Annotated in this window: 27 protein-coding genes and 1 pseudogene; 1 reads left to right on the forward strand and 27 read right to left on the reverse strand. The window is 66.4% G+C overall.

Annotated elements, in window-relative coordinates:
• Positions 1-61: 61 nt before the first annotated feature.
• The 27 genes and pseudogenes from BIX52_RS05440 to rpsL all read right to left on the reverse strand — a co-directional run bounded on the left by BIX52_RS05440 (position 62) and on the right by rpsL (position 18,127).
• Complete coding sequence (locus BIX52_RS05440; protein ID WP_075219886.1) at positions 62-1,183, reverse strand: helix-turn-helix transcriptional regulator; 1,122 nt, start codon at positions 1,181-1,183, stop codon at positions 62-64.
• A gap of 167 nt (positions 1,184-1,350) precedes the next feature.
• Positions 1,351-1,836 carry a 50S ribosomal protein L15 gene (gene rplO / locus BIX52_RS05445; RefSeq protein WP_075219887.1) on the reverse strand — a complete coding sequence of 162 codons (486 nt, stop codon included), beginning with the start codon at positions 1,834-1,836 and terminating at the stop codon, positions 1,351-1,353.
• Between the two features lies 1 nt (position 1,837).
• Positions 1,838-2,068: a 50S ribosomal protein L30 gene (gene rpmD, locus BIX52_RS05450; RefSeq protein ID WP_075219888.1), complete on the reverse strand. Its 231-nt coding sequence runs from the start codon at positions 2,066-2,068 to the stop codon at positions 1,838-1,840.
• Positions 2,061-2,657, reverse strand: coding sequence for a 30S ribosomal protein S5 (gene rpsE, locus BIX52_RS05455; RefSeq protein ID WP_075219889.1), 597 nt, complete (start codon positions 2,655-2,657; stop codon positions 2,061-2,063). The genes rpmD and rpsE overlap by 8 nt, the downstream gene beginning before the upstream one ends.
• A gap of 214 nt (positions 2,658-2,871) precedes the next feature.
• The gene (gene rplR, locus BIX52_RS05460; protein ID WP_075219890.1) at positions 2,872-3,234 is read right to left on the reverse strand and encodes a 50S ribosomal protein L18; all 363 of its coding nucleotides are present in this window, start codon (positions 3,232-3,234) and stop codon (positions 2,872-2,874) included.
• Positions 3,231-3,767, reverse strand: a complete 537-nt coding sequence (gene rplF, locus BIX52_RS05465) for a 50S ribosomal protein L6 (protein WP_075219891.1) — start codon at positions 3,765-3,767, stop codon at positions 3,231-3,233. Before rplF ends, rplR begins: the two co-directional genes overlap by 4 nt.
• A gap of 10 nt (positions 3,768-3,777) precedes the next feature.
• Positions 3,778-4,176: a 30S ribosomal protein S8 gene (gene rpsH, locus BIX52_RS05470; protein WP_075219892.1), complete on the reverse strand. Its 399-nt coding sequence runs from the start codon at positions 4,174-4,176 to the stop codon at positions 3,778-3,780.
• A gap of 15 nt (positions 4,177-4,191) precedes the next feature.
• Positions 4,192-4,497 (reverse strand): 30S ribosomal protein S14, encoded by a 306-nt coding sequence (gene rpsN / locus BIX52_RS05475; protein WP_075219893.1) that lies wholly within the window; start codon positions 4,495-4,497, stop codon positions 4,192-4,194.
• 3 nt (positions 4,498-4,500) lie between these two features.
• The gene (gene rplE / locus BIX52_RS05480) at positions 4,501-5,109 is read right to left on the reverse strand and encodes a 50S ribosomal protein L5 (protein ID WP_281249178.1); all 609 of its coding nucleotides are present in this window, start codon (positions 5,107-5,109) and stop codon (positions 4,501-4,503) included.
• A complete protein-coding gene (gene rplX / locus BIX52_RS05485; protein WP_075219894.1) occupies positions 5,102-5,416 on the reverse strand; it encodes a 50S ribosomal protein L24 in 315 nt (104 codons plus the stop codon). Before rplX ends, rplE begins: the two co-directional genes overlap by 8 nt.
• A complete protein-coding gene (gene rplN, locus BIX52_RS05490) occupies positions 5,416-5,784 on the reverse strand; it encodes a 50S ribosomal protein L14 (protein ID WP_075219895.1) in 369 nt (122 codons plus the stop codon). The genes rplX and rplN overlap by 1 nt, the downstream gene beginning before the upstream one ends.
• A 313-nt stretch (positions 5,785-6,097) precedes the next feature.
• Positions 6,098-6,325 (reverse strand): annotated as a pseudogene (rpsQ, locus tag BIX52_RS23610) (30S ribosomal protein S17); the annotation flags it as partial.
• 9 nt (positions 6,326-6,334) lie between these two features.
• Positions 6,335-6,547, reverse strand: coding sequence for a 50S ribosomal protein L29 (gene rpmC, locus BIX52_RS05500; protein WP_075220206.1), 213 nt, complete (start codon positions 6,545-6,547; stop codon positions 6,335-6,337).
• A 21-nt stretch (positions 6,548-6,568) separates the two neighbouring features.
• Entirely contained in the window at positions 6,569-6,982 is a 414-nt protein-coding gene (rplP, locus tag BIX52_RS05505) for a 50S ribosomal protein L16 (protein WP_075219896.1), read from the reverse strand.
• Positions 6,983-6,994: 12 nt separating this feature from the next.
• A complete protein-coding gene (gene rpsC, locus BIX52_RS05510; protein ID WP_075219897.1) occupies positions 6,995-7,714 on the reverse strand; it encodes a 30S ribosomal protein S3 in 720 nt (239 codons plus the stop codon).
• Positions 7,714-8,094 (reverse strand): 50S ribosomal protein L22, encoded by a 381-nt coding sequence (rplV, locus tag BIX52_RS05515; protein ID WP_075219898.1) that lies wholly within the window; start codon positions 8,092-8,094, stop codon positions 7,714-7,716. The genes rpsC and rplV overlap by 1 nt, the downstream gene beginning before the upstream one ends.
• Positions 8,094-8,372, reverse strand: a complete 279-nt coding sequence (rpsS, locus tag BIX52_RS05520) for a 30S ribosomal protein S19 (RefSeq protein WP_075219899.1) — start codon at positions 8,370-8,372, stop codon at positions 8,094-8,096. Before rpsS ends, rplV begins: the two co-directional genes overlap by 1 nt.
• Entirely contained in the window at positions 8,373-9,209 is an 837-nt protein-coding gene (gene rplB, locus BIX52_RS05525; protein ID WP_075219900.1) for a 50S ribosomal protein L2, read from the reverse strand.
• Positions 9,210-9,212: 3 nt separating this feature from the next.
• The gene (locus BIX52_RS05530) at positions 9,213-9,509 is read right to left on the reverse strand and encodes a 50S ribosomal protein L23 (RefSeq protein WP_075219901.1); all 297 of its coding nucleotides are present in this window, start codon (positions 9,507-9,509) and stop codon (positions 9,213-9,215) included.
• Entirely contained in the window at positions 9,509-10,165 is a 657-nt protein-coding gene (rplD, locus tag BIX52_RS05535; protein WP_075219902.1) for a 50S ribosomal protein L4, read from the reverse strand. Before rplD ends, BIX52_RS05530 begins: the two co-directional genes overlap by 1 nt.
• On the reverse strand, positions 10,165-10,905 hold the full coding sequence (rplC, locus tag BIX52_RS05540; protein ID WP_245803115.1) for a 50S ribosomal protein L3: 741 nt from the start codon (positions 10,903-10,905) through the stop codon (positions 10,165-10,167). The genes rplD and rplC overlap by 1 nt, the downstream gene beginning before the upstream one ends.
• Positions 10,906-10,963: 58 nt before the next feature.
• Positions 10,964-11,269, reverse strand: coding sequence for a 30S ribosomal protein S10 (gene rpsJ, locus BIX52_RS05545; protein ID WP_075219904.1), 306 nt, complete (start codon positions 11,267-11,269; stop codon positions 10,964-10,966).
• A gap of 432 nt (positions 11,270-11,701) precedes the next feature.
• Positions 11,702-12,382 (reverse strand): RadC family protein, encoded by a 681-nt coding sequence (radC, locus tag BIX52_RS23200; RefSeq protein ID WP_157956198.1) that lies wholly within the window; start codon positions 12,380-12,382, stop codon positions 11,702-11,704.
• Between the two features lie 592 nt (positions 12,383-12,974).
• Entirely contained in the window at positions 12,975-14,165 is a 1,191-nt protein-coding gene (gene tuf, locus BIX52_RS05555; RefSeq protein WP_075219906.1) for an elongation factor Tu, read from the reverse strand.
• Between the two features lie 413 nt (positions 14,166-14,578).
• Positions 14,579-16,654: an elongation factor G gene (gene fusA / locus BIX52_RS05560; RefSeq protein WP_075219907.1), complete on the reverse strand. Its 2,076-nt coding sequence runs from the start codon at positions 16,652-16,654 to the stop codon at positions 14,579-14,581.
• A gap of 152 nt (positions 16,655-16,806) precedes the next feature.
• A complete protein-coding gene (rpsG, locus tag BIX52_RS05565; protein ID WP_075219908.1) occupies positions 16,807-17,277 on the reverse strand; it encodes a 30S ribosomal protein S7 in 471 nt (156 codons plus the stop codon).
• A 478-nt stretch (positions 17,278-17,755) separates the two neighbouring features.
• A complete protein-coding gene (gene rpsL, locus BIX52_RS05570; RefSeq protein WP_075219909.1) occupies positions 17,756-18,127 on the reverse strand; it encodes a 30S ribosomal protein S12 in 372 nt (123 codons plus the stop codon).
• Between the two features lie 433 nt (positions 18,128-18,560).
• Between rpsL and BIX52_RS05575 the strand changes: the two genes are divergently transcribed.
• Positions 18,561-19,589 (forward strand): phytanoyl-CoA dioxygenase family protein, encoded by a 1,029-nt coding sequence (locus BIX52_RS05575; RefSeq protein ID WP_075219910.1) that lies wholly within the window; start codon positions 18,561-18,563, stop codon positions 19,587-19,589.
• The last annotated feature ends 12 nt before the right edge of the window (positions 19,590-19,601 follow it).

Below are 19,601 nucleotides of genomic sequence, written 5' to 3' on the forward strand. Positions count from 1 at the left end.
ATCGCCGTCGCCGCCTCCCTCCCCGGCCGGTATCGCCTCGAGGATCGTTATGCGCAGCACGTCATGGGGCGCCCTCGCCCTCAGGCTCGACCAGCGAGAGGCGCGCGAGAAAGGCGCGCAACTCGCTCTGGCTGTGAAGCTGCAATTTGCCCAATATCGAAGCGAGCTGATTGCGTGCCGTCGGGTAGGCCACGGACCTGATCCCGGCCGCCTGGCGCAGACTGTGACCGTCCCGCAAGAGGACGGCCAAGGCGCATTCCGCCGGAGTCAGCCTGTAGAGATCCTGGAGCAGCGCACGGGGCGAGCCGCGGTGGCGGAACGGGTCGACGATGGTAGCGAGAAGCAACGGCCGCGGCGTCACCGCTTCCTGCAGCACCGCTGGCTGTGACGCGCCGAGCGGCACCAGCGAAAGGATCGCCGGCGGACCGTGGCCCAGCGGGACCCCCACACGCGCCGTCGCCCGCCGCGAGAGAGCGAACCGCACCGCCTCCTCGACCCTGCGCGCGGTCTGCGCGTCGGACGCGCTCAGCCGCCCGTCACGCGACACCGTCAGCCTGCCGGCCGCCGTCCGCCATGCGTCGTTGGTGACCTCCACGCGGCCCGACGGGCCGATGAGCGCGGCCGGAAGACCCATCGCGTCCATCGACATCGCGGCCCCTTCGGCGCGCGCCTTCTCCGCCATCTGCCCGGCGAGCCAGAAGGAGTGCTGCACCGGTCGCAGCAACCTCTCCAGCCTGTCATAGAGACGGGTGCGGTCGCTCTCGGCAAAGTCGTCCGGCATGGTCGCGGTGATCGCCACCAAGCCGTCCGGATCCGACCGGATCGGCAGCGCGAACGCCGACGTGACGTCCCAGAAATCCCGGCCGAAGGTGTCGTAGAACTCCGTCCGCTTCACCTCGGCGCGGCTGACGAAGCGCTCGGTGACGAAGACCTCCCTCTCGTTCGGCATCCGCGACAGGAACGGGTTGAGGTGGGCGACCTGCGCATAGGCGCTGAGGCTGTCCGGATCGACGAGCGTGACCGTTGCCCCGCTCACCCGGCGCGGTGCCCAGGTCTCGACCTGCAGCATGAAGACGACGTCCGGATGGGCGTGCGACATCTGCCGGATCACCTCGTCGTAACGCGTCACGCCCATGTGGGCGGAGAGCAGCGTGTCGAAAAGGGAACGGTCGGCGTCATCCATGGGTGCCGATTAAGGCACGGCTCCGGCGGTGCATCAATCCGTGGAGGCCCGGCGCTCTGCCGGTTCGCAGGGCGGTTCGGCACGAAAAAGCCCGCCACGGGGGCGGGCTTTCTTGTTCTCGCAGGCGAAGGGGCGCGGCGGCGCGAGCCGCCTCCCCGGACCGGGCCTTATTCAGCCGCGGTCTCGACCTTCTTGGGCGCCAGCACCTCGACGGAGCCGCCGGCCTTCTCGACGATCTCGCGGGCCGCCTTGGAGATCCCGGCGACCTTGAGGTTCAGCGCGGTGTTCAGCTCACCATCGGCGAGGATCCGCACGCCGTCCTTGGCGCGGCGCAGGATGCCGGTCGCGGCGAGCGACTCGGCCGTCACCGGCTGCGAGGGGTCCACACGGCCCGCATCCACCGCCGCCTGCAGCTTGCCGACCGCGATGATGTTGTAATCGGGGCGGAAGATGTTGTTGAAGCCACGCTTCGGCAGGCGCATGTGGAGCGGCATCTGACCGCCCTCGAAGCCTTTGATGGCCACGCCCGAGCGGGACTTCTGACCCTTCACACCACGGCCGCCGGTCTTGCCGGTGCCGGAGCCGATACCGCGGCCGACGCGCTTGCGGGCTTTGGTCGCGCCCGGATTGTCGCGAAGTTCGTTGAGCTTCATGTCAGCCCTCCACAACCTTCACCAGGTGGGCGACCTTGGCGATCATACCGCGCACGGCCGGGGTGTCTTCCAGCTCGCGGCGACGGTGCATCTTGTTGAGGCCGAGACCCTTCAGCGTGTCGCGCTGCTCGGCCGGACGGCGGATCGGCGAACCGGTCTGCTCGACGACGACGGTCGGACGGCCCGCGGCCTTCGCGGCCTCGGCGCCCTTGGTGACGCGGAAATCAGGCATCGGCCATCTCCGACGTCTCGCTCTCGACCGCCGGCTCGTGCTCGGCATCGCGGCGGCGGGACTGGAGCTGCGACACCTTGAGACCGCGACGAGCGGCCACGGAGCGCGGCGAATCCTGGTCCTTCAGCGCCTCGAAGGTCGCGCGGATCATGTTGTAGGGGTTCGACGAGCCGAGCGACTTCGCGACGATGTCGTGAACGCCGAGCGTCTCGAAGACGGCGCGCATCGGGCCACCGGCGATGATGCCGGTACCGGCCGGAGCGGCACGCAGGAAGACCTTGCCCGCGCCCCAACGGCCGGACACGTCGTGGTGCAGCGTGCGGCCTTCGCGCAGCGGAACGCGGATCAGCGTGCGCTTGGCGGACTCGGTCGCCTTGCGGATCGCTTCCGGCACTTCGCGCGCCTTGCCGTGGCCGAAGCCCACGCGGCCCTTGGTGTCGCCCACGACGACGAGCGCGGCGAAGCCGAAGCGACGGCCACCCTTCACCACCTTCGCGACGCGGTTGATGTGAACCAGCTTGTCGACGAATTCGTTGTCTTCGTCGTCGCGATCGCGCCGGCGACCGCCTCTCCTGTTATCGTCAGCCATCTCATGCTCCTTGGCCGGCCGTTCAGGGCAGAACCCTGCGTACCAGCTTCAGACTGCTTATCCGATGCGCCCCGGCCGCCCGCTTGGGGAGGAAGGGAGCGTCGCCCCGGCGGCTCATTCCGCTGAACGGGGGAAGGCCCGGCCGCACGCCTGAATGAACAAGGGCGCGGACGGGCCGGGTGTCACGCCGCGCGGCCGAAGCCGCAGGGCAGGATCAGAATTCGAGGCCACCCTCGCGGGCCGCTTCCGCGAGCGCCTTGAGGCGCCCGTGATAGAGCCGGCCGCCACGGTCGAAGATAACCTTCTCGACGCCGGCCGCCTTGGCGCGCTCGGCGATCAGCTGGCCGACCCGCGTCGCAGCGGCGCAGTCGGCGCCGGTGCGAAGCTCCTCGCGCAGGCCCTTCTCCATGGTGGAGGCGGCGGCGATGGTCGTGCCCTTGAGATCGTCGATGACCTGGCAATAGATGTGCTTCGACGAGCGAAACACGCTGAGGCGCGGACGGCCGTTGGCGGCCGTCTTGAGGGCGCGGCGAACCCTGGCGACGCGCCGCTCGGTGCGAATGCGTTCCCGGCTCACTTCTTCTTCCCTTCCTTACGCACGATGGTCTCGTCGGCGTACTTCACACCCTTGCCCTTGTAGGGCTCCGGCGGACGGTACTTGCGGATCTCCGCAGCCACCTGGCCGACACGCTGCTTGTCGATACCCGTCACGGTGATCTCGGTCGGCTTCGGACACTTGATGTCGATGCCTTCCGGGATCGGATACTTCACCGGGTGCGAGAAGCCCAGCGAAAGCTCCAGGTCCTTGCCCGAGATCGCGGCGCGATAACCGACGCCGTTGATCTGCAGGTTCTTGGAGAACCCTTCGGTGACGCCGGTCATCAGGTTGAGGATCATCGTGCGCGAGAGACCCCACATGGAGCGGGCTTCACGCTCCTCGTTGACGGGGTCGACCTTGATCGACCCGTCTTCGAGCTGCTTGACGATCACACGGTCGGGGACCGTGAACTCGAGCTGGCCCTTGGGCCCCTTCGCGGTGACCTTCTGCCCGTCGACGGTTGCCGTGACCCCCTTGGGGACCGGGACGGCGAGCTTACCAATTCGGCTCATCGATGCCCCCTTAGAAGACCTGGCAGAGCACTTCGCCGCCGACATTGGCGTCGCGCGCGGCGTGCTCCGACATGACGCCCTTGGACGTCGACAGGATGGAGATGCCGAGACCGTCGCGCACGCGCGGCAGCGTCTGCACCGAGGAATAGACCCGGCGGCCCGGCTTGGAGACGCGCTTGATCTCCTTAATCACCGGGGCACCGTCGTAGTACTTCAGCTCGACCTCGATCTCCGAACGGCCGTTCTCGAGTTCTTTGACGGAATAGCCACGGATGTAGCCTTCCAGCTTCAGAACTTCGAGGACATTCGTGCGCAGCTTGGAGCCGGGCGTCACGATCTTGCTCCGCTTGCGCATCTGCGCGTTGCGGATACGGGTCAGCATATCGCCGAGAGGATCAGTCAGGTTCATGGTGTCTGCCCTCCCTTACCAGCTCGACTTGACCAGGCCGGGGATCTTCCCGTCCGAGCCCAGTTCACGCAGCGCGATACGGCTCATCTTGAGCTTACGGTAGTAAGCCTTCGGACGGCCGGTAACCTCGCAACGGTTCTTCACGCGGTTCGGCGCGGAGTTGCGCGGCATCTCGGCCAGCTTCAGCGTCGCCGCGAACCGCTCTTCCATCGGAAGCTCCTGGTTCTGCGTGATCGCCTTCAGCGCCTCGCGCTTGGCCGAATAGGTCTCGACCAGCTGACGGCGCTTGTTGTTGTTCTCGATCTTGCCCTTTTTGGCCATCTCTTACGCCTTCTGCGCCGGGTCACGGAACGGGAAGTTGAAGAGCTTCAGGAGCTCCCGTGCTTCCTCATCGGTCTTGGCCGTGGTCGCGACGATAATATCCATGCCCCACACCTGATCGACCTTGTCGTAGATGATCTCCGGGAAGACCAGGTGCTCCTTCATGCCGCAGGCGAAGTTGCCGCGACCGTCGAAGGACTTCGGGTTGAGACCGCGGAAGTCCTTCACGCGCGGCAGCGCGATCGTGACGAAGCGGTCGAGGAACTCGTACATCTTCTGCCGGCGCAGGGTGACCTTGCAGCCGAGCGGCATGTTCTCACGGACCTTGAAGCCCGCGATCGAGTTCTTGGCACGGGTCACCACCGGCTGCTGGCCGGCGATGAGGGCGAGATCTTTCAGCGCCGATTGGACCTTGCGGGAGTCGGAGGTCGCCTCGCCCACACCCATGTTGAGCACGATCTTATCGACGCGCGGCACCATCATGGGGTTGGCGTAGTTGAACTTCTCGCGCATGCCCGGGACGACTTTCTCCCGGTACAGTTTCAGCGCGCGGGGCTCGTAGCCCTCCGGCATGCCGGTGGTCGCCTCGTCGGCACCCATCACATCAGCCATCGATCAGCTCCCCGGAACGCTTCGCGAAGCGCACCTTCTTGCCGTCCTCGATCCGGAAGCCGACGCGGGTCGGCTGGCCGTCCTTCGGGTCGGCGATCGCAAGGTTCGACAGGTCGATCGGACCCGCCTTCGGAATGATGCCGCCTTCGGACTGCGCGCTCTGGCGCGTGTGGCGCATCTGCGTGTTGACGCCGGCGACGGTCGCGCGGCCCAGCTTCGGGTCGACGCTCAGGACCTCGCCGGACTTGCCCTTGTCACGGCCCGAAAGGACCACGACCTGGTCGCCCTTCTTGATCTTCGCAGCCATTACAAGACCTCCGGCGCGAGCGAGATGACCTTCATGTGACCGGACTGGCGCAGCTCACGCGGCACGGGGCCGAAGATGCGGGTGCCGATCGGCTCCTTGTTGTTGTTCACCAGAACGGCGGCATTGCCGTCGAACCGGATCACGGAACCGTCCGCACGCTTGATGTCCTTCGCGGTGCGCACGACGACGGCTTTCGCCACGTCGCCCTTCTTCACACGGCCGCGCGGCGACGCTTCCTTGATCGACACCACGATGATGTCGCCCACGGAGGCGTACTTGCGCTTCGAGCCGCCGAGCACCTTGATGCACATGACCCGGCGTGCACCGCTATTGTCGGCGACGGCGAGGTTAGTTTGCATCTGAATCATGGTTCAGCTTCTCCGATAGGGGACGAACCCCAACGATACGAAGGGTCGCCCCTTCCACGAGAAGACGGGTCCCTCGACCCGCCCCAACGAAATGGGTCGCCCTCGCTTCAGGGGGCGACCCCGCTGACCGCACGCGGCGGCCTCATTCTTGAACGCGCTCGGCGCCCGTCGCTTACTGCCCGTCGGAGGCGTGCGCGGCGGCATCCTGCGCGGCGCGCTCGGCTTCCTCGGCGCTCGCACCGTGCGCGACCGCGTCGGCGGCAGCGGCCTGGGCGGCGGCGTCGGAGGCGATCAGCTCGCCGGCCGGGGTCAGAGCGCCGATGACCGTCCAGGACTTCGTCTTGGAGATCGGGCGGCACTCCTCGATCCGAACGCGCTGGCCTTCATGGTAGCGGTTCGACTCGTCGTGCGCGTGATACTTCTTGGACCGGCGAACGGTCTTCTTCAGCAGCGGATGAGCAAAGCGGCGCTCCACGGAGACAACGATCGTCTTGTTGCCCTTCGCGGAGGCCACGATGCCTTCAAGTTGACGCTTCGGCATCTAGGGTCCTCACTCAGCCGCAGCCGAAGCGCTTTCGCGCCGGCGCTGGCCCAATACGGTCTTGATACGCGCAATGTCGCGGCGGATGACGCGGCTGCGCGACGTGTTCTCTTGCTGGCCGGTGGCCCGCTGAAAGCGCAGATTGAACTGCTCCTTCTTCAGGTCACGCAGCGTGTCGACCAGCTCATCGGACGTCTTGGCGCGGACGTCCTCGGCTTTCATCGCTTTGTTATCGGCCATGACTTACTCCGGAACGCGCTGGACGAACTTGGTCTTGACCGGCAGCTTCGCACCGGCGAGGCGGAAGGCCTCGCGGGCGATCTCCTCGGAGACGCCGTCGATCTCGAACATGATCCGGCCGGGGTGCACGCGGGCGGCCCAGAACTCGACCGAGCCCTTGCCCTTACCCATACGCACTTCGGTCGGCTTCTTCGTGACCGGGAGGTCCGGGAAGATGCGGATCCAGACACGGCCCTGACGCTTCATGTGACGCGTCATGGCACGACGGGCGGCTTCGATCTGGCGCGCGGTGATGCGCTCCGGCTCGAGAGCCTTCATGCCGTAGGACCCGAAGTTCAGGTCGAACCCGCCCTTCGCGTCACCGTGGATACGGCCTTTGTGCTGTTTGCGGAACTTGGTCCGCTTCGGCTGCAACATGGTTCCGCCCTCTTAGTCCCGGTCGCGACCGCCGCCACCGCGACGGTTCGAGGAACCCTGGTTCGACGCCTCGGTGGCGCGCCGTTCGGACGCCATCGGGTCGTGCTCCAGGATCTCACCCTTGAAGATCCAAACCTTGACACCGCAGATGCCGTAGGCGGTCTTCGCCTCGGCCGTGCCGTAGTCGATGTCGGCGCGCAGCGTGTGCAGCGGCACACGGCCTTCGCGGTACCACTCGGTACGGGCGATTTCCGCACCGCCCAGACGGCCTCCGCAGTTGATGCGGATGCCGCCCGCGCCCATGCGCATCGCCGTCTGCACGGCGCGCTTCATGGCGCGGCGGAACGCGATACGGCGCTCCAGCTGCTGGGCGATCGAAGCCGCCACCAACGTCGCGTCGATCTCCGGCTTGCGGACCTCGACGATGTTGATGTGGACCTCGGAGTCCGTCATCGCCGCGACTTTCTTGCGCAGCTTGTCGATGTCGGCGCCCTTCTTGCCGATGACGACACCCGGACGCGCCGAGTGGATCGTCACGCGGCACTTCTTGTGCGGGCGCTCGATAACGATCTTGGACACCGCGGCCTGCTTCAGCTCTTTCATGAGCATGGAGCGGATCGCGAGATCCTCGTGGAGCAGCTTGCCGTATTCGCCGCCTTCGGCGTACCAGCGCGAGTCCCACGTGCGGTTGATGCCGAGCCGCAGCCCGATCGGGGAAACTTTGTGACCCATCAGGCGGCCTCCTCGACTTCACGCACCACGATCGTGAGGTGCGAGAACGGTTTCTGAATGGAGCCCACACGGCCGCGGCCCCGCGGCGAGAAGCGCTTCATGACGAGCGCCTTGCCGACGAAGGCCTCCTTGACGACGAGCGAGTCGACGTCGAGGTCGTGGTTGTTCTCCGCATTGGCAATGGCGGATTCCAGCGTCTTCTTCACCTCGCCCGAGATGCGCTTGCGCGAAAACTCGAGCTCGGCGAGGGCCGCGGAGACCTTCTTGCCCCGGATCATCGCCGCCACCAGGTTGAGCTTCTGGGGGGAGATGCGGATCATCTTGTTGACGGCGCGAGCCTCGTTGTCGGCGAGGGCGCGGGGAGCTTTGGCCTTACCCATTAGCGCTTCTTCGCCTTCTTGTCCGCGCCGTGACCGTAGTAGGTGCGGGTCGGCGAGAACTCGCCGAACTTCATACCCACCATGTCCTCCGTCACGAGGACCGGCACATGCTTCTGACCGTTGTAGACGCCGAACGTGAGCCCAACGAAGTGAGGCAGGATCGTCGAGCGCCGCGACCAGATCTTAATGACCTCGTTACGACCGCCCTCGCGGACCTTCTCCGCCTTCTTCAGAAGGTATCCGTCGACGAACGGACCTTTCCAAACCGAGCGTGTCATTTACTTCTTCCGTGCGTGGCGCGAGCGGACGATGAACTTGTCCGTCGACTTATTCGAGCGGGTGCGCTTGCCCTTCGTCGGCTGGCCCCAGGGGGTCACCGGGTGACGGCCACCAGAGGTGCGACCTTCACCACCACCATGCGGGTGGTCGAACGGGTTCATCGCCACACCGCGGGTCTGCGGGCGCTTGCCGAGCCAGCGCGAACGGCCGGCCTTCGACAGGTTGATGTTGCCGTGGTCCGGGTTGGACACGGCGCCGATCGACGCCATGCACTGACCCGACACGAGCCGCTGCTCGCCCGACTGCAGGCGAAGAATGGCCCACGGGCCGTCGCGGCCGACGAGCTGCGCATAGGTGCCGGCGGAGCGGGCGATCTGACCACCCTTCATCGGCTTCATCTCCACGTTGTGGATGATGGTGCCGACCGGGATCGCGGCCAGAGGCATCGCGTTGCCGGGCTTCACGTCGACCTTGTCGCCGGCGATGACGGTGTCACCTTCGGCGAGACGCTGCGGCGCGAGGATGTAGGCGAGCTCGCCGTCCTCGTACTTGATCAGCGCGATGAAGGCCGTGCGGTTGGGATCATATTCCAGCCGCTCGACGGTCGCCGCCATGTTCCACTTGGTGCGACGCTTGAAGTCGACCATGCGGTAGGTGCGCTTGTGACCGCCGCCCCGGTGCCGAGCCGTCTTGCGGCCGCGGTTGTTGCGGCCGCCGGACTTCGTCAGACCCTCGGTGAGGGTCTTGACGGGCTTGCCCTTGTAGAGGCCGTCGCGCTTGACGATGACGAGCTGACGCTGGCCCGGCGACGTCGGATTGAATGTCTTCAGTGCCATGGATTAAAGCCCCGTCGTCACGTCGATGTGCTGGCCGTCGGCGAGCGTCACGACGGCATGCTTGACGTCCGACTGACGCCCTCTGATGCCGCGGAAGCGCTTCACCTTGCCCTTGCGGACCAGCGTGTTGACGGCCGTCACCTTGACGGAGAAGAGCGCCTCGACGGCGGCCTTGATCTCCGGCTTGGACGCGGTCTTCGCCACGCGGAAGACGACCTGGTTGTGCTCGGACGCCTCGGTCGTCTTCTCGGTGATCACCGGGGAGACGATGACGTCGTAGTGGTTGAGAGCGATGGCCATCAGTTGGTCCCCTCAGCCTGAGCCTCGGACGAACCCTGGCCCGCGAAGCGCGCCTCGATGCCGTCCAGCGCGGAACGCGTCAGCACCAGCGTGTTGCGACGCAGGATGTCGTAGACGTTCAGGCCGGCGACCGGCAGCACGTCCACCATCGGGATGTTCTTCGCGGCCTTGGCGAAGTTGGCGTCGACCTCACCGTCGATGATGAGGGCGTTCGACAGGCCGAGCCCGGCGAATTGCTCCTTCAGCGCCTTCGTCTTGATGGCCTCGAGCTTGGCGTCCTCGATGACGATGAGGCCCTGGGACTTCACCTTCGCGGACAGCGCATGCTTCAGGCCGAGCACGCGAACCTTCTTGGGAAGGTCGATCGCGTGGCTGCGCGGCTTCGGGCCGTGCGGCTTGGCACCGCCACGGAACTGCGTCGCCTTCTTGTCGGAATGGCGGGCGCGGCCGGTGCCCTTCTGCTTGAACATCTTCTTGCCGGTGGCGTTGATCTCGCCACGCGACTTCACCTTGTGGGTGCCCTGCTGGCGGCGGGCGAGCTGCCAGCGCACCACGCGGTGGAGGAGATCCGCGCGCGGCTCGAGACCGAAGGTCTCGTCGGGCAGGCTGACGGTCCCGTTGGACCCGCCTGCGAGGGTTTTGACCTCAATATCCATCACGCGTCACCCTTCGTCTCGTCGGCGCTCGCCTCGGTGGCGGGAGCCTCCGGCGCGGCATCGTCGGCCGGCGCGGCGTTGACGTTCTCGTCAGCGGCGGCCATGCGGAAGGCACCGGGGGTCGGCGCGTCGGCATGGGCCGGCTTCTTCACCGCGTCGCGGATGATGATCCACGAATTCTTGGCGCCCGGAACGGCACCGGCGACCAGGAGAAGGCCACGCTCGACGTCCGCACGAACCACGGTGAGGTTCTGCGTCGTCACGCGCACGCCGCCCATGTGGCCGGCCATCTTCTTGCCCTTGAACACCTTGCCGGGGTCCTGGCACTGGCCGATGGAGCCGTGGGAGCGGTGGGAGATGGACACGCCGTGAGAGGCGCGCAGGCCGCCGAAGTTGTGGCGCTTCATGGCGCCGGCGAAGCCTTTACCGATCGACGTCCCGGTGGCGTCGACGAACTGACCGGCGACGAAGTGGTCGGCGGTGATCTCGGCACCGACGTCGATGAAGGCGTCTTCCTTGACGCGGCATTCGACGAGGGTGCGCTTGGGCTCAACGTTCGCTTTCGCGAAATGCCCGCGCATGGCACGCGTCGTATTCTTGGCCTTGGCCTTGCCGGCGCCGAGCTGGAGCGCGGTATAACCGTCGCGGTCCTGCGTGCGGTGCGCAACGACCTGGCAGCCATCGAGCGACAACACCGTGACGGGGACATGCTCACCCGCCTCGTTGTAGACGCGCGTCATGCCGAGTTTCCGAGCGACAACGGAAGAACGCTGCTGGACTTGGGTCATGACGATACTCTTAAAGTTTGATCTCGACGTCCACGCCGGCCGCGAGGTCGAGCTTCATCAGCGCGTCAACGGTCTGCGGGGTCGGATCGACAATGTCGAGAAGCCGCTTGTGGGTGCGGATTTCGAACTGCTCGCGGCTCTTCTTGTCGATGTGCGGCGAACGGTTCACGGTGTAGCGCTCGATGCGCGTGGGCAGCGGCACGGGGCCGCGGACCTGGGCGCCGGTGCGGCGCGCCGTCTGTACGATCTCACGGGTACTCGAATCGAGTACTCGGTGATCGAACGCCTTCAGGCGTATGCGAATATTCTGGTTCATCGGTCTCTAACTTGCACCCGCCTGAACGGACAACGCGGTTTCAAGAACCGCACGAACACGAACGGCAACATCTGCCGCCACGAAACCGGCCCTCATGGACCGCAACGGACAAAGCGGCCTGTCCGGCCCTCCTTTAGGCTGGCCGACACGCCGATCGTCAAACTCGCTTGGCTGACGCTCCGTCGTCCGGAGCGACGGCTTACCTAATCGAAGACGAGGCGAATGGCTAGCCCCTTTCGGGGAAAAATGAAGGAATCATAACGGCCACGCATCCCATGGCCGGTGCCCCTTCGTCGCTCTCGGCCCGGCCGCCCCCATCGAAGCAGACCTCAGCTCACCGTGGGAGGACTATAAGCCCACGCCCCTCGGGTCTCAACCCCTCGCACGACACGCTGCGTGCAGGATGCGGATATCGTTCGGACTCTCGCCGCCTCACCGTCCCGCGACGTGGCCCATGGCGGCAAGGCTCGCCTCCCCCCGCAGCGTGATGATGATGTGGTCGTGAAGGCGGATGTCCACCGTCGCCAGCGCCGCGTGGACCTTGTGCGTCAGCGCGATGTCGCGCTGCGACGGCGTCGGGTCGCCGGACGGGTGATTATGGACGAGGACGACCCCCGCGGCGCCGACCTCCAGCGCTCGCCGCACGATCTCGCGCGGATAGGCCGGCGTGTGGTCGATCGTGCCGTGGGCGTGCTCCTCGTCCGCAATCAGTCCGTGCTTCACGTTGAGGTACAGCGCCCACAGCGCCTCGACATGCGCATGGCCGAGGCGAAGGCGCAGATAGTCGACCACGGCGTCGAACCGGCCGAGACGGATCTCTTCCTGCATCCTGCGGCGCCCCAGTCGCAGCGCCACCGCCTCCGCGAGTTTGAGCTGATGCACCGCCTCGCCGCCGAGGCCGCCCGCGCGCGCCAGCGCTTCGGGAGAGGCGCCGAGGAGGCGGCCGATGTCACCGAACTTCGCGAGCAGCCGGCGAGCCAGATGCGGCACCTGCGACGGGGCCGCAGTGCCGCGCAGGAGAAGCTCCAGAAGCCGCTGGTCGGACACCTCACCGCCCCACTCTCCGGGACCGATCTCGCCTTGAACGCGCGGCTCGGACCGCGTCTGAGGCACGGTGCCGCCAGCGCGAACCGCCGCGCGCGCCACGCAGGCCGCTACGGGACACAGCGGCAACGGACGAGGTGATCCGCTGGACGCGCCCGGCGCTCTCACCGACGCGCTGCCGTGCGCGCGGGGCTGCGCACCGGCGTCCGCGCCATGCGCGGGTCCCTCGTCGTGGGGGCCTCCCGTGGATGCGTTCGGATGGGGCCTCTCAGCGGCGTGCTCATCGCACGGGAGGACATGCAGCGGCGCAGGGCGCTCCCCGACCGGCCGTGTGGCGAACCCGCGCGAGGCGGCCGCGTGTGATGAAGGGGAAGGTCCCTCCCCTGCCGCAGTGGGATCAGAGTGGAGGATGGGATCAGAGTGGAGGAGGTGCGCGTCCGGGCAGATCCGGCGGCGCGGCGCCGTTCGGACGGTGCGCCTCTCGTCGTCGCCTCCGGCGATCGCGGTGCCGGTCCACTGCGACGGATACTCAAACTTCGCCACGACGTAACCATACCTTTAGGTTGCAGTCGTGTCATTGCGCCCGAAACCCTCGCCACGGGCAAGGCACAAAAAAAGCGCGGCCGAGGCCGCGCTTTTATTTCTGTTATGCAATTTCGTCTTATTCGACGATCGTCGCCACCACGCCGGCGCCGACGGTGCGGCCACCCTCGCGAATAGCGAAGCGGAGCTGCTCTTCCATCGCGATCGGCACGATCAGCTCGACGTTGATCTCGACGTTGTCGCCGGGCATGACCATCTCGGTGCCCTCGTTCAGCGTCACCACGCCCGTCACGTCCGTCGTACGGAAGTAGAACTGCGGACGGTAGTTGGTGAAGAACGGGGTGTGACGGCCGCCTTCTTCCTTCGTCAGGATGTAGGCCGAACCCTTGAACTTCTTGTGCGGCTTCACGGAGCCCGGCTTGCACAGCACCTGGCCGCGCTCGACGTCCTCACGGCCGACACCACGCAGCAGCGCGCCGATATTGTCACCCGCCTGGCCCTGGTCGAGCAGCTTGCGGAACATCTCGACGCCCGTGATGGTCGTCTTGCGGCTGTCGCGGATGCCGACGATCTCGACTTCCTCACCGACCTTCACGATGCCGCGCTCGACACGACCCGTGACCACGGTACCGCGGCCCGAGATCGAGAACACGTCTTCGATCGGCATCAGGAAGGCGCCGTCGATCGGACGCTCCGGCTCGGGGATGTAGGCGTCGACCTCTTCCATCAGCTTCAGCACCGCGTCGTGGCCGATCTCCTTGTTGGAGTCTTCCAGCGCCGCGAGGGCCGAACCCTTCACGATGGGGATGTCGTCGCCCGGGAAGTCGTAGGACGAGAGGAGCTCGCGAACCTCGAGCTCGACGAGCTCCAAGAGCTCCTCGTCGTCGACCTGGTCGACCTTGTTCAGGAACACCACGATGGCCGGGACGCCGACCTGACGGGCGAGCAGGATGTGCTCGCGGGTCTGCGGCATCGGGCCGTCGGCAGCGGACACCACCAGGATCGCGCCGTCCATCTGGGCGGCGCCGGTGATCATGTTCTTCACATAGTCCGCGTGACCCGGGCAGTCGACGTGGGCATAGTGACGGTTGGCCGTCTCGTACTCGACGTGGGCGGTCGAGATCGTGATGCCGCGGGCCTTCTCTTCCGGCGCCGCGTCGATCTGATCATACGCCTTGAACGTCGCGCCACCCGTTTCCGCCAGCACCTTGGTGATCGCCGCGGTTAGCGACGTCTTACCGTGGTCAACGTGACCGATGGTCCCGATGTTCAGGTGCGGCTTCTTACGCTCGAACTTCTCCTTCGCCATTGGCGATTCTCCACATTCCTCTTAAAGCTTGGGCTGACGCGATGTCATTCGCTCACGGCGTAGACAGATGTCCGGCCGGTGAGTGAGGCCGCTGTCTATCACCGAACTTCGCGAGCAGGAACACGCGAATTCGACTTTATTGGGTCTAATCGTCCCGTTTTCGTCGGTTGAAGCGTTTCGTGGCGCCGCGGGGCCGTGGTTGGGCCGCGGAATCACGTCACCTTCCTCTCGTCACCATGAAGAATCGTGCCGAGAGCATGAACCGACGATGATGGGGCGAAGCGACCTGGGAGGCGGGGGCGAAGAGCCCCGTGCCACCCGTGTCTCGGGAACCGTCATGCCCCGAGGGGCGGTCCGGACCCCGGACCCATGGGGAGAGCGACGCCGGAGCCCCGCCCGTCCCTTGAGCGTCCTCAGGCGTACTTCGCCTTCACGTCGTCGGCGACGGCCTGCGGGACCTGCTCGTAGTGCGAGAACTGCATGGTGTACTGCGCGCGGCCCTGCGTCATGGAACGCAGGTTCGACACGTAGCCGAACATGTTGGCGAGCGGCACGAAGGCGTTGACCACCGTCGCCACACCGCGCGTCTCGGTGCCCTGGATCTGGCCGCGGCGGGAGTTGATATCCCCCATGACCGTGCCGGCAAACTCGTCCGGGCCGACCACCTCGACCTTCATGATCGGCTCGAGAAGCTTCGGGCCGGCCTTGGCGATCGCCTCGCGGAACGCCGCACGGGCAGCAATTTCGAACGCGAGCACCGAGGAGTCGACGTCGTGGAAGGCACCGTCGATGAGGCGGGCCTTGATGTCGACCATCGGGAAGCCGGCGATCGGACCCGACGTCATGACGGACTGGATGCCCTTCTCGACGCCCGGGACATATTCCTTCGGCACCGCGCCGCCGACGATCTCGGACACGAACGCAAAGCCCTCGCCCGCTTCCGCCGGCTCGATGACGATCTTGACGCGGGCGAACTGACCCGTGCCACCCGTCTGCTTCTTGTGGGTGTAGTCGATCTCGGACTGGCGCGAGATGGTCTCGCGATAGGCCACCTGCGGCTGACCGATGTTCGCCTCGACCTTGAACTCGCGCTTCATGCGGTCGACGAGAATGTCGAGGTGCAGTTCGCCCATGCCGGAGATGATCGTCTGGCCCGACTCGTGGTCGGTGCGCACGCGGAAGGACGGATCCTCGGCCGCGAGACGGTTCAGGGCGAGGCCCATCTTCTCCTGGTCGGACTTGGTCTTCGGCTCGATGGCGATGTCGATGACCGGATCCGGGAATTCCATGCGCTCCAGGATCACCGGGGAGTTGGGATCGCAGAGCGTGTCGCCCGTGGTGGTCTCCTTGAGGCCGGCCAGCGCGACGATGTCGCCGGCATAGGCTTCCTTGATCTCTTCACGGGAGTTGGAGTGCATCTGCAGCATACGGCCGACGCGCTCTTTCTTCTCCTTCACGGTGTTCTGCACACCGTCGCCCTGCTCCAGCTTGCCGGAGTAGATACGGCAGAAGGTGAGCGTGCCCACGAACGGGTCGTTCATCACCTTGAAGGCGAGCATGGCGAGCGGCGCCGTGTCGGACGAGCGGCGGACGATCTCTTCCTCGGTCTTCACGTCGATGCCGCGGATCGACTCCACGTCCACCGGGGACGGCAGATAGTCGACGACGGCGTCGAGCAGCGGCTGCACGCCCTTGTTCTTGAAGGCGGAGCCGGTGAAGATAGGGGTGAAGGTGTTGTCGATGGTGCCCTTGCGGACCAGCGCCTTCAGCGTCTCCTCGTCGGGCTCGCTGCCCTCGAGGTAGGCTTCCATCGCCGCTTCGTCGAGCTCGACGGCGGCTTCCACCAGCTTCTCGCGGTACTCGGCGGCCTGGTCGGCGAGGTCGGCGGGGATGTCCGTGTAGTCGAACTTCGCACCCAGCGACTCGTCGTGCCAGACGATCGCCTGCATCTTCACGAGATCGATGCAGCCCTTGAAGTCGGTCTCAGCACCGATCGGCAGCTGCATGACCAGAGGGTTGGCGCCGAGGCGCTCCTTGATCATCGTGACGCAGCGATAGAAATCGGCGCCCGTCTTGTCCATCTTGTTGACGAAGATCATGCGCGGGACGCGGTACTTGTCCGCCTGGCGCCACACGGTCTCGGTCTGCGGCTCCACGCCGGCGTTGGCGTCGAGCAGGGCGATCGCACCGTCGAGCACACGCAGCGACCGCTCGACCTCGATGGTGAAGTCCACGTGGCCGGGGGTGTCGATGATGTTCAGGCGCTTGTCCTGCCAGAAGCAAGTCGTCGCAGCGGAGGTGATCGTAATGCCCCGCTCCTGCTCCTGCTCCATCCAGTCCATCGTCGCAGCACCGTCGTGCACCTCGCCGATCTTATGCGATCGGCCGGTGTAGAACAGGATGCGCTCCGTGGTCGTGGTCTTGCCGGCATCGATGTGCGCCATGATGCCGAAGTTACGGTAGTCTTCGATTTTGTGCGTACGGGGCATGATCGTCTCAGAACTCTGTCAGTTCGGCATTCAGTTCAGACCGCCTCTCAGACCGGCGCCGGAGCCAGCCGGGGGCCGAGCCGCGAACGGGGCGGCCATTGCTGCCGCCCCTTTAGAGGACGGCGCGGGCAAAGGCCACACCCGAGGGCGAATTACCAGCGGTAGTGCGAGAAGGCGCGGTTGGCGTCGGCCATCTTGTGCGTGTCTTCACGCTTCTTCACGGCGGTGCCGCGGTTGTTGGCCGCATCCATCAGCTCGCCCGACAGACGGTCGACCATGGTCTTCTCGTTGCGCTTGCGGGCCGCGGTGATCAGCCAGCGGATGGCGAGAGCCTGGCGGCGCTCCGGGCGAACCTCGACCGGGACCTGATAGGTCGCACCACCGACGCGGCGGGAGCGCACTTCGACCTGCGGCGCGACGTTCGACAGCGCGTCGTGGAACATCTGCAGCGGATCGGTCTTCGCCTTCGACTGGCAGATGTCGAGCGCACCATAGACGATCTTCTCGGCGACGGACTTCTTGCCATCGAGCATGATCGCATTCATGAACTTCGTCAGGACGATATCGCCGAACTTCGGATCCGGCAGGACTTCACGCTTCTCAGCGCTGTGACGACGCGACATTCGCTAACCTTTGTTTCATTGCGGCGAGGATGAGGTCACCGCGACCTAAATGGGCTCGTTCGCGGCACGGCGCCGGCCGTGCCCCGGACCGCGCGGCCACCTTGCGGGCGCCCTGCCGATCCGGTGTCTCGCCCCATGCTGCGCCACTGTCCCGGCCGGGATCCGGGCGCGCGAAGAGCGATGCGGTGCGGGACATGAGCGAAAAGACCCATCCGCCGCCGCGGTGCGGGCGGGGACGGCTCGGCCGCCCTGCCCCGTTGCCTGCCGGTCTCGCCGCAACGGCCACCGGCACTTCGGGTGCGGACCACGTGAACGCGGCCCACCGCACCCGCCGGCCCGGCCAACCGCCGAGCCTCACCGGAAGACACGCCCGCCCCGTCGGGGCAACACTCTGGACATCGGCCCAATCACACCGGCCCAGAGGGGAACGTACCTGCCGGAAACCGTCCTTAGAGCGGACGATCCGTCTCGCGCGTCCTTACTTCGGACGCTTGGCGCCGTACTTGGAGCGGCGCTGCTTGCGGTTCTTGACGCCCTGGGTGTCGAGAACGCCGCGCAGGATGTGGTAACGCACGCCCGGAAGGTCCTTCACGCGGCCGCCGCGGATCATCACCACGGAGTGCTCCTGAAGGTTGTGGCCTTCGCCGGGGATGTAGCCGATGACCTCGTACCCGTTGGTCAGGCGGACCTTGGCCACCTTACGCAGCGCCGAGTTCGGCTTCTTCGGAGTCGTCGTGTAAACACGCGTGCAAACACCGCGCTTCTGCGGGTTGGCCTCCATGGCCGGAACCTTGTTGCGCTTGACGGGCGCAACACGCGGCTTGCGGATCAACTGGTTGATCGTGGGCATCAAACCTCTCACGCGGCAAGTGCCGCACACTTCCCCGGCAAAGGCCGGACCTACCGCCCGGCACGAAGGCCGGATCTCATGAAAAACGACGCGCCGACAGGCCAGCAACGCCAACGGACAAACGCGCCCACAAGCCCCTCGACAGAAGGACATGAGGAGCGCGGCAACTGGAGCGGAGCAGGTGCCAGACCCGCTCAAACTCGGACGGGAACCCAGAGCAGCGGCGCGAACACGCGCTTGACCCGCGCTCGACGGTCTGCCGTTCGGTCGGCGTCACATAAAGATGAATGAGGAGGCAGTCAAGCCTCGGGCGACCGGTTGCGCGCGGACCGCGCCGGACAGACCGAACCGTAACGCGGCTTTTATTGCCGATCAATTGCACGCCATCGCCGCGATGCCGTAGAACGGGCCGTCCAACGAGCCAGTTCTCTCCATGTCGCGTCCGAATATCGCCCGCCTCGTCCTCGCCGCCCCCGCGGTCCTGACGGCCGAAAAATCCTTTCGCCGCAACCCGGTCATCGGCTCCCACGACCTCAACAAGAAGGGCCTGCACCGCCGCCGCGTGGCGCTCGCCGCCCGCATGGCCGAACGCCGCCGCGCCGCCATCGCCCCCCTCGTCGACGCCGATGAACGCGCCCGCTTCGACCGCGACGGCTTCGTCATCCGCCACGACGCCCTGCCGGCCGACCTCCTCGCCCGCGTCCGCGAGGAGATCGCCACGCGCCCCCGCCCCGCCTGGGAAATGCGCCAGGGGCAGACCGTCAACCGCGTCCAGCCCCTCCCCCACGACGGTTCGGCGCTGGCCTCGCTTCACACCTTCGTGCGCCGGCCCGACGTCGCCAACCTCATCGGCTACGCCGCCGGCCGCTCCGGCACCACGCTGACGATGCTTCAGACGATCGTCGTGGACCCGACCTCCGGCGAGCCCGACCCCCAGGCCCACCTCCACGCCGACACCTTCCACCCGACCGCCAAGTTCTGGCTCTTCCTGCACGACGTTGGCGCCGACGAAGGCCCCTTCGCCTTCGTCCCCGGATCGCACCGGCTGACCCCCGAGCGCCTCGCCTGGGAGGACGAGCAGGCCCTCAGCGCCACCGCCAGCGGCGACCCGCACCACGCCGCCGGCTCCTTCCGCCTCGAAGAGCACGAGCTCTCCCGCCTCGGCTATGGCCCGCTCGAGAAGTTTCCGGTCCCCGGCAACACCCTCGTCGTCGCCGACACCTACGGCTTTCACCGCCGCGTCGAGAGTCTGAAGCCCACCGTGCGCACCTCGCTCTACGGCATCTCACGGCGCAACCCGTTCATGCCCTGGAACGGCCTCGACGTGCGCGCCCTGCCTTACGTGCGCGATCGCGGCATGGACTTCTACCTCGCCAGTGAAGACCGCCGGGCTAAACAAGGTCGTAAGGTGGTCTACAAGAATGTCGGCTCCATCCTGGCCGGCGCCGGGCAGCAGCTCTGACCACCCGGCGCC

The sequence above is a fragment of the Acuticoccus yangtzensis genome (genome assembly GCF_001927245.1).
GTDB classification, from domain to species: domain Bacteria; phylum Pseudomonadota; class Alphaproteobacteria; order Rhizobiales; family Amorphaceae; genus Acuticoccus; species Acuticoccus yangtzensis.

What these genes read in the sequence shown, in the direction of transcription:
- BIX52_RS05440 (WP_075219886.1), bottom strand. Translation starts at nt 1,183, where the DNA reads ATGGATGACGCCGACCGTTCCCTTTTCGACACGCTGCTCTCCGCCCAC.
- rplO (WP_075219887.1), bottom strand. Translation starts at nt 1,836, where the DNA reads ATGAAGCTCAACGAACTTCGCGACAATCCGGGCGCGACCAAAGCCCGC.
- rpmD (WP_075219888.1), bottom strand. Translation starts at nt 2,068, where the DNA reads ATGCCTGATTTCCGCGTCACCAAGGGCGCCGAGGCCGCGAAGGCCGCG.
- rpsE (WP_075219889.1), bottom strand. Translation starts at nt 2,657, where the DNA reads ATGGCTGACGATAACAGGAGAGGCGGTCGCCGGCGCGATCGCGACGAC.
- rplF (WP_075219891.1), bottom strand. Translation starts at nt 3,767, where the DNA reads ATGAGCCGAATTGGTAAGCTCGCCGTCCCGGTCCCCAAGGGGGTCACG.
- rpsH (WP_075219892.1), bottom strand. Translation starts at nt 4,176, where the DNA reads ATGAACCTGACTGATCCTCTCGGCGATATGCTGACCCGTATCCGCAAC.
- rpsN (WP_075219893.1), bottom strand. Translation starts at nt 4,497, where the DNA reads ATGGCCAAAAAGGGCAAGATCGAGAACAACAACAAGCGCCGTCAGCTG.
- rplE (WP_281249178.1), bottom strand. Translation starts at nt 5,109, where the DNA reads ATGGCTGATGTGATGGGTGCCGACGAGGCGACCACCGGCATGCCGGAG.
- rplX (WP_075219894.1), bottom strand. Translation starts at nt 5,416, where the DNA reads ATGGCTGCGAAGATCAAGAAGGGCGACCAGGTCGTGGTCCTTTCGGGC.
- rplN (WP_075219895.1), bottom strand. Translation starts at nt 5,784, where the DNA reads ATGATTCAGATGCAAACTAACCTCGCCGTCGCCGACAATAGCGGTGCA.
- rpmC (WP_075220206.1), bottom strand. Translation starts at nt 6,547, where the DNA reads ATGAAAGCCGAGGACGTCCGCGCCAAGACGTCCGATGAGCTGGTCGAC.
- rplP (WP_075219896.1), bottom strand. Translation starts at nt 6,982, where the DNA reads ATGTTGCAGCCGAAGCGGACCAAGTTCCGCAAACAGCACAAAGGCCGT.
- rpsC (WP_075219897.1), bottom strand. Translation starts at nt 7,714, where the DNA reads ATGGGTCACAAAGTTTCCCCGATCGGGCTGCGGCTCGGCATCAACCGC.
- rplV (WP_075219898.1), bottom strand. Translation starts at nt 8,094, where the DNA reads ATGGGTAAGGCCAAAGCTCCCCGCGCCCTCGCCGACAACGAGGCTCGC.
- rpsS (WP_075219899.1), bottom strand. Translation starts at nt 8,372, where the DNA reads ATGACACGCTCGGTTTGGAAAGGTCCGTTCGTCGACGGATACCTTCTG.
- rplB (WP_075219900.1), bottom strand. Translation starts at nt 9,209, where the DNA reads ATGGCACTGAAGACATTCAATCCGACGTCGCCGGGCCAGCGTCAGCTC.
- BIX52_RS05530 (WP_075219901.1), bottom strand. Translation starts at nt 9,509, where the DNA reads ATGGCCATCGCTCTCAACCACTACGACGTCATCGTCTCCCCGGTGATC.
- rplD (WP_075219902.1), bottom strand. Translation starts at nt 10,165, where the DNA reads ATGGATATTGAGGTCAAAACCCTCGCAGGCGGGTCCAACGGGACCGTC.
- rplC (WP_245803115.1), bottom strand. Translation starts at nt 10,905, where the DNA reads ATGACGCGCGTCTACAACGAGGCGGGTGAGCATGTCCCCGTCACGGTG.
- rpsJ (WP_075219904.1), bottom strand. Translation starts at nt 11,269, where the DNA reads ATGAACCAGAATATTCGCATACGCCTGAAGGCGTTCGATCACCGAGTA.
- tuf (WP_075219906.1), bottom strand. Translation starts at nt 14,165, where the DNA reads ATGGCGAAGGAGAAGTTCGAGCGTAAGAAGCCGCACCTGAACATCGGG.
- fusA (WP_075219907.1), bottom strand. Translation starts at nt 16,654, where the DNA reads ATGCCCCGTACGCACAAAATCGAAGACTACCGTAACTTCGGCATCATG.
- rpsG (WP_075219908.1), bottom strand. Translation starts at nt 17,277, where the DNA reads ATGTCGCGTCGTCACAGCGCTGAGAAGCGTGAAGTCCTGCCGGATCCG.
- rpsL (WP_075219909.1), bottom strand. Translation starts at nt 18,127, where the DNA reads ATGCCCACGATCAACCAGTTGATCCGCAAGCCGCGTGTTGCGCCCGTC.
- BIX52_RS05575 (WP_075219910.1), top strand. Translation starts at nt 18,561, where the DNA reads ATGTCGCGTCCGAATATCGCCCGCCTCGTCCTCGCCGCCCCCGCGGTC.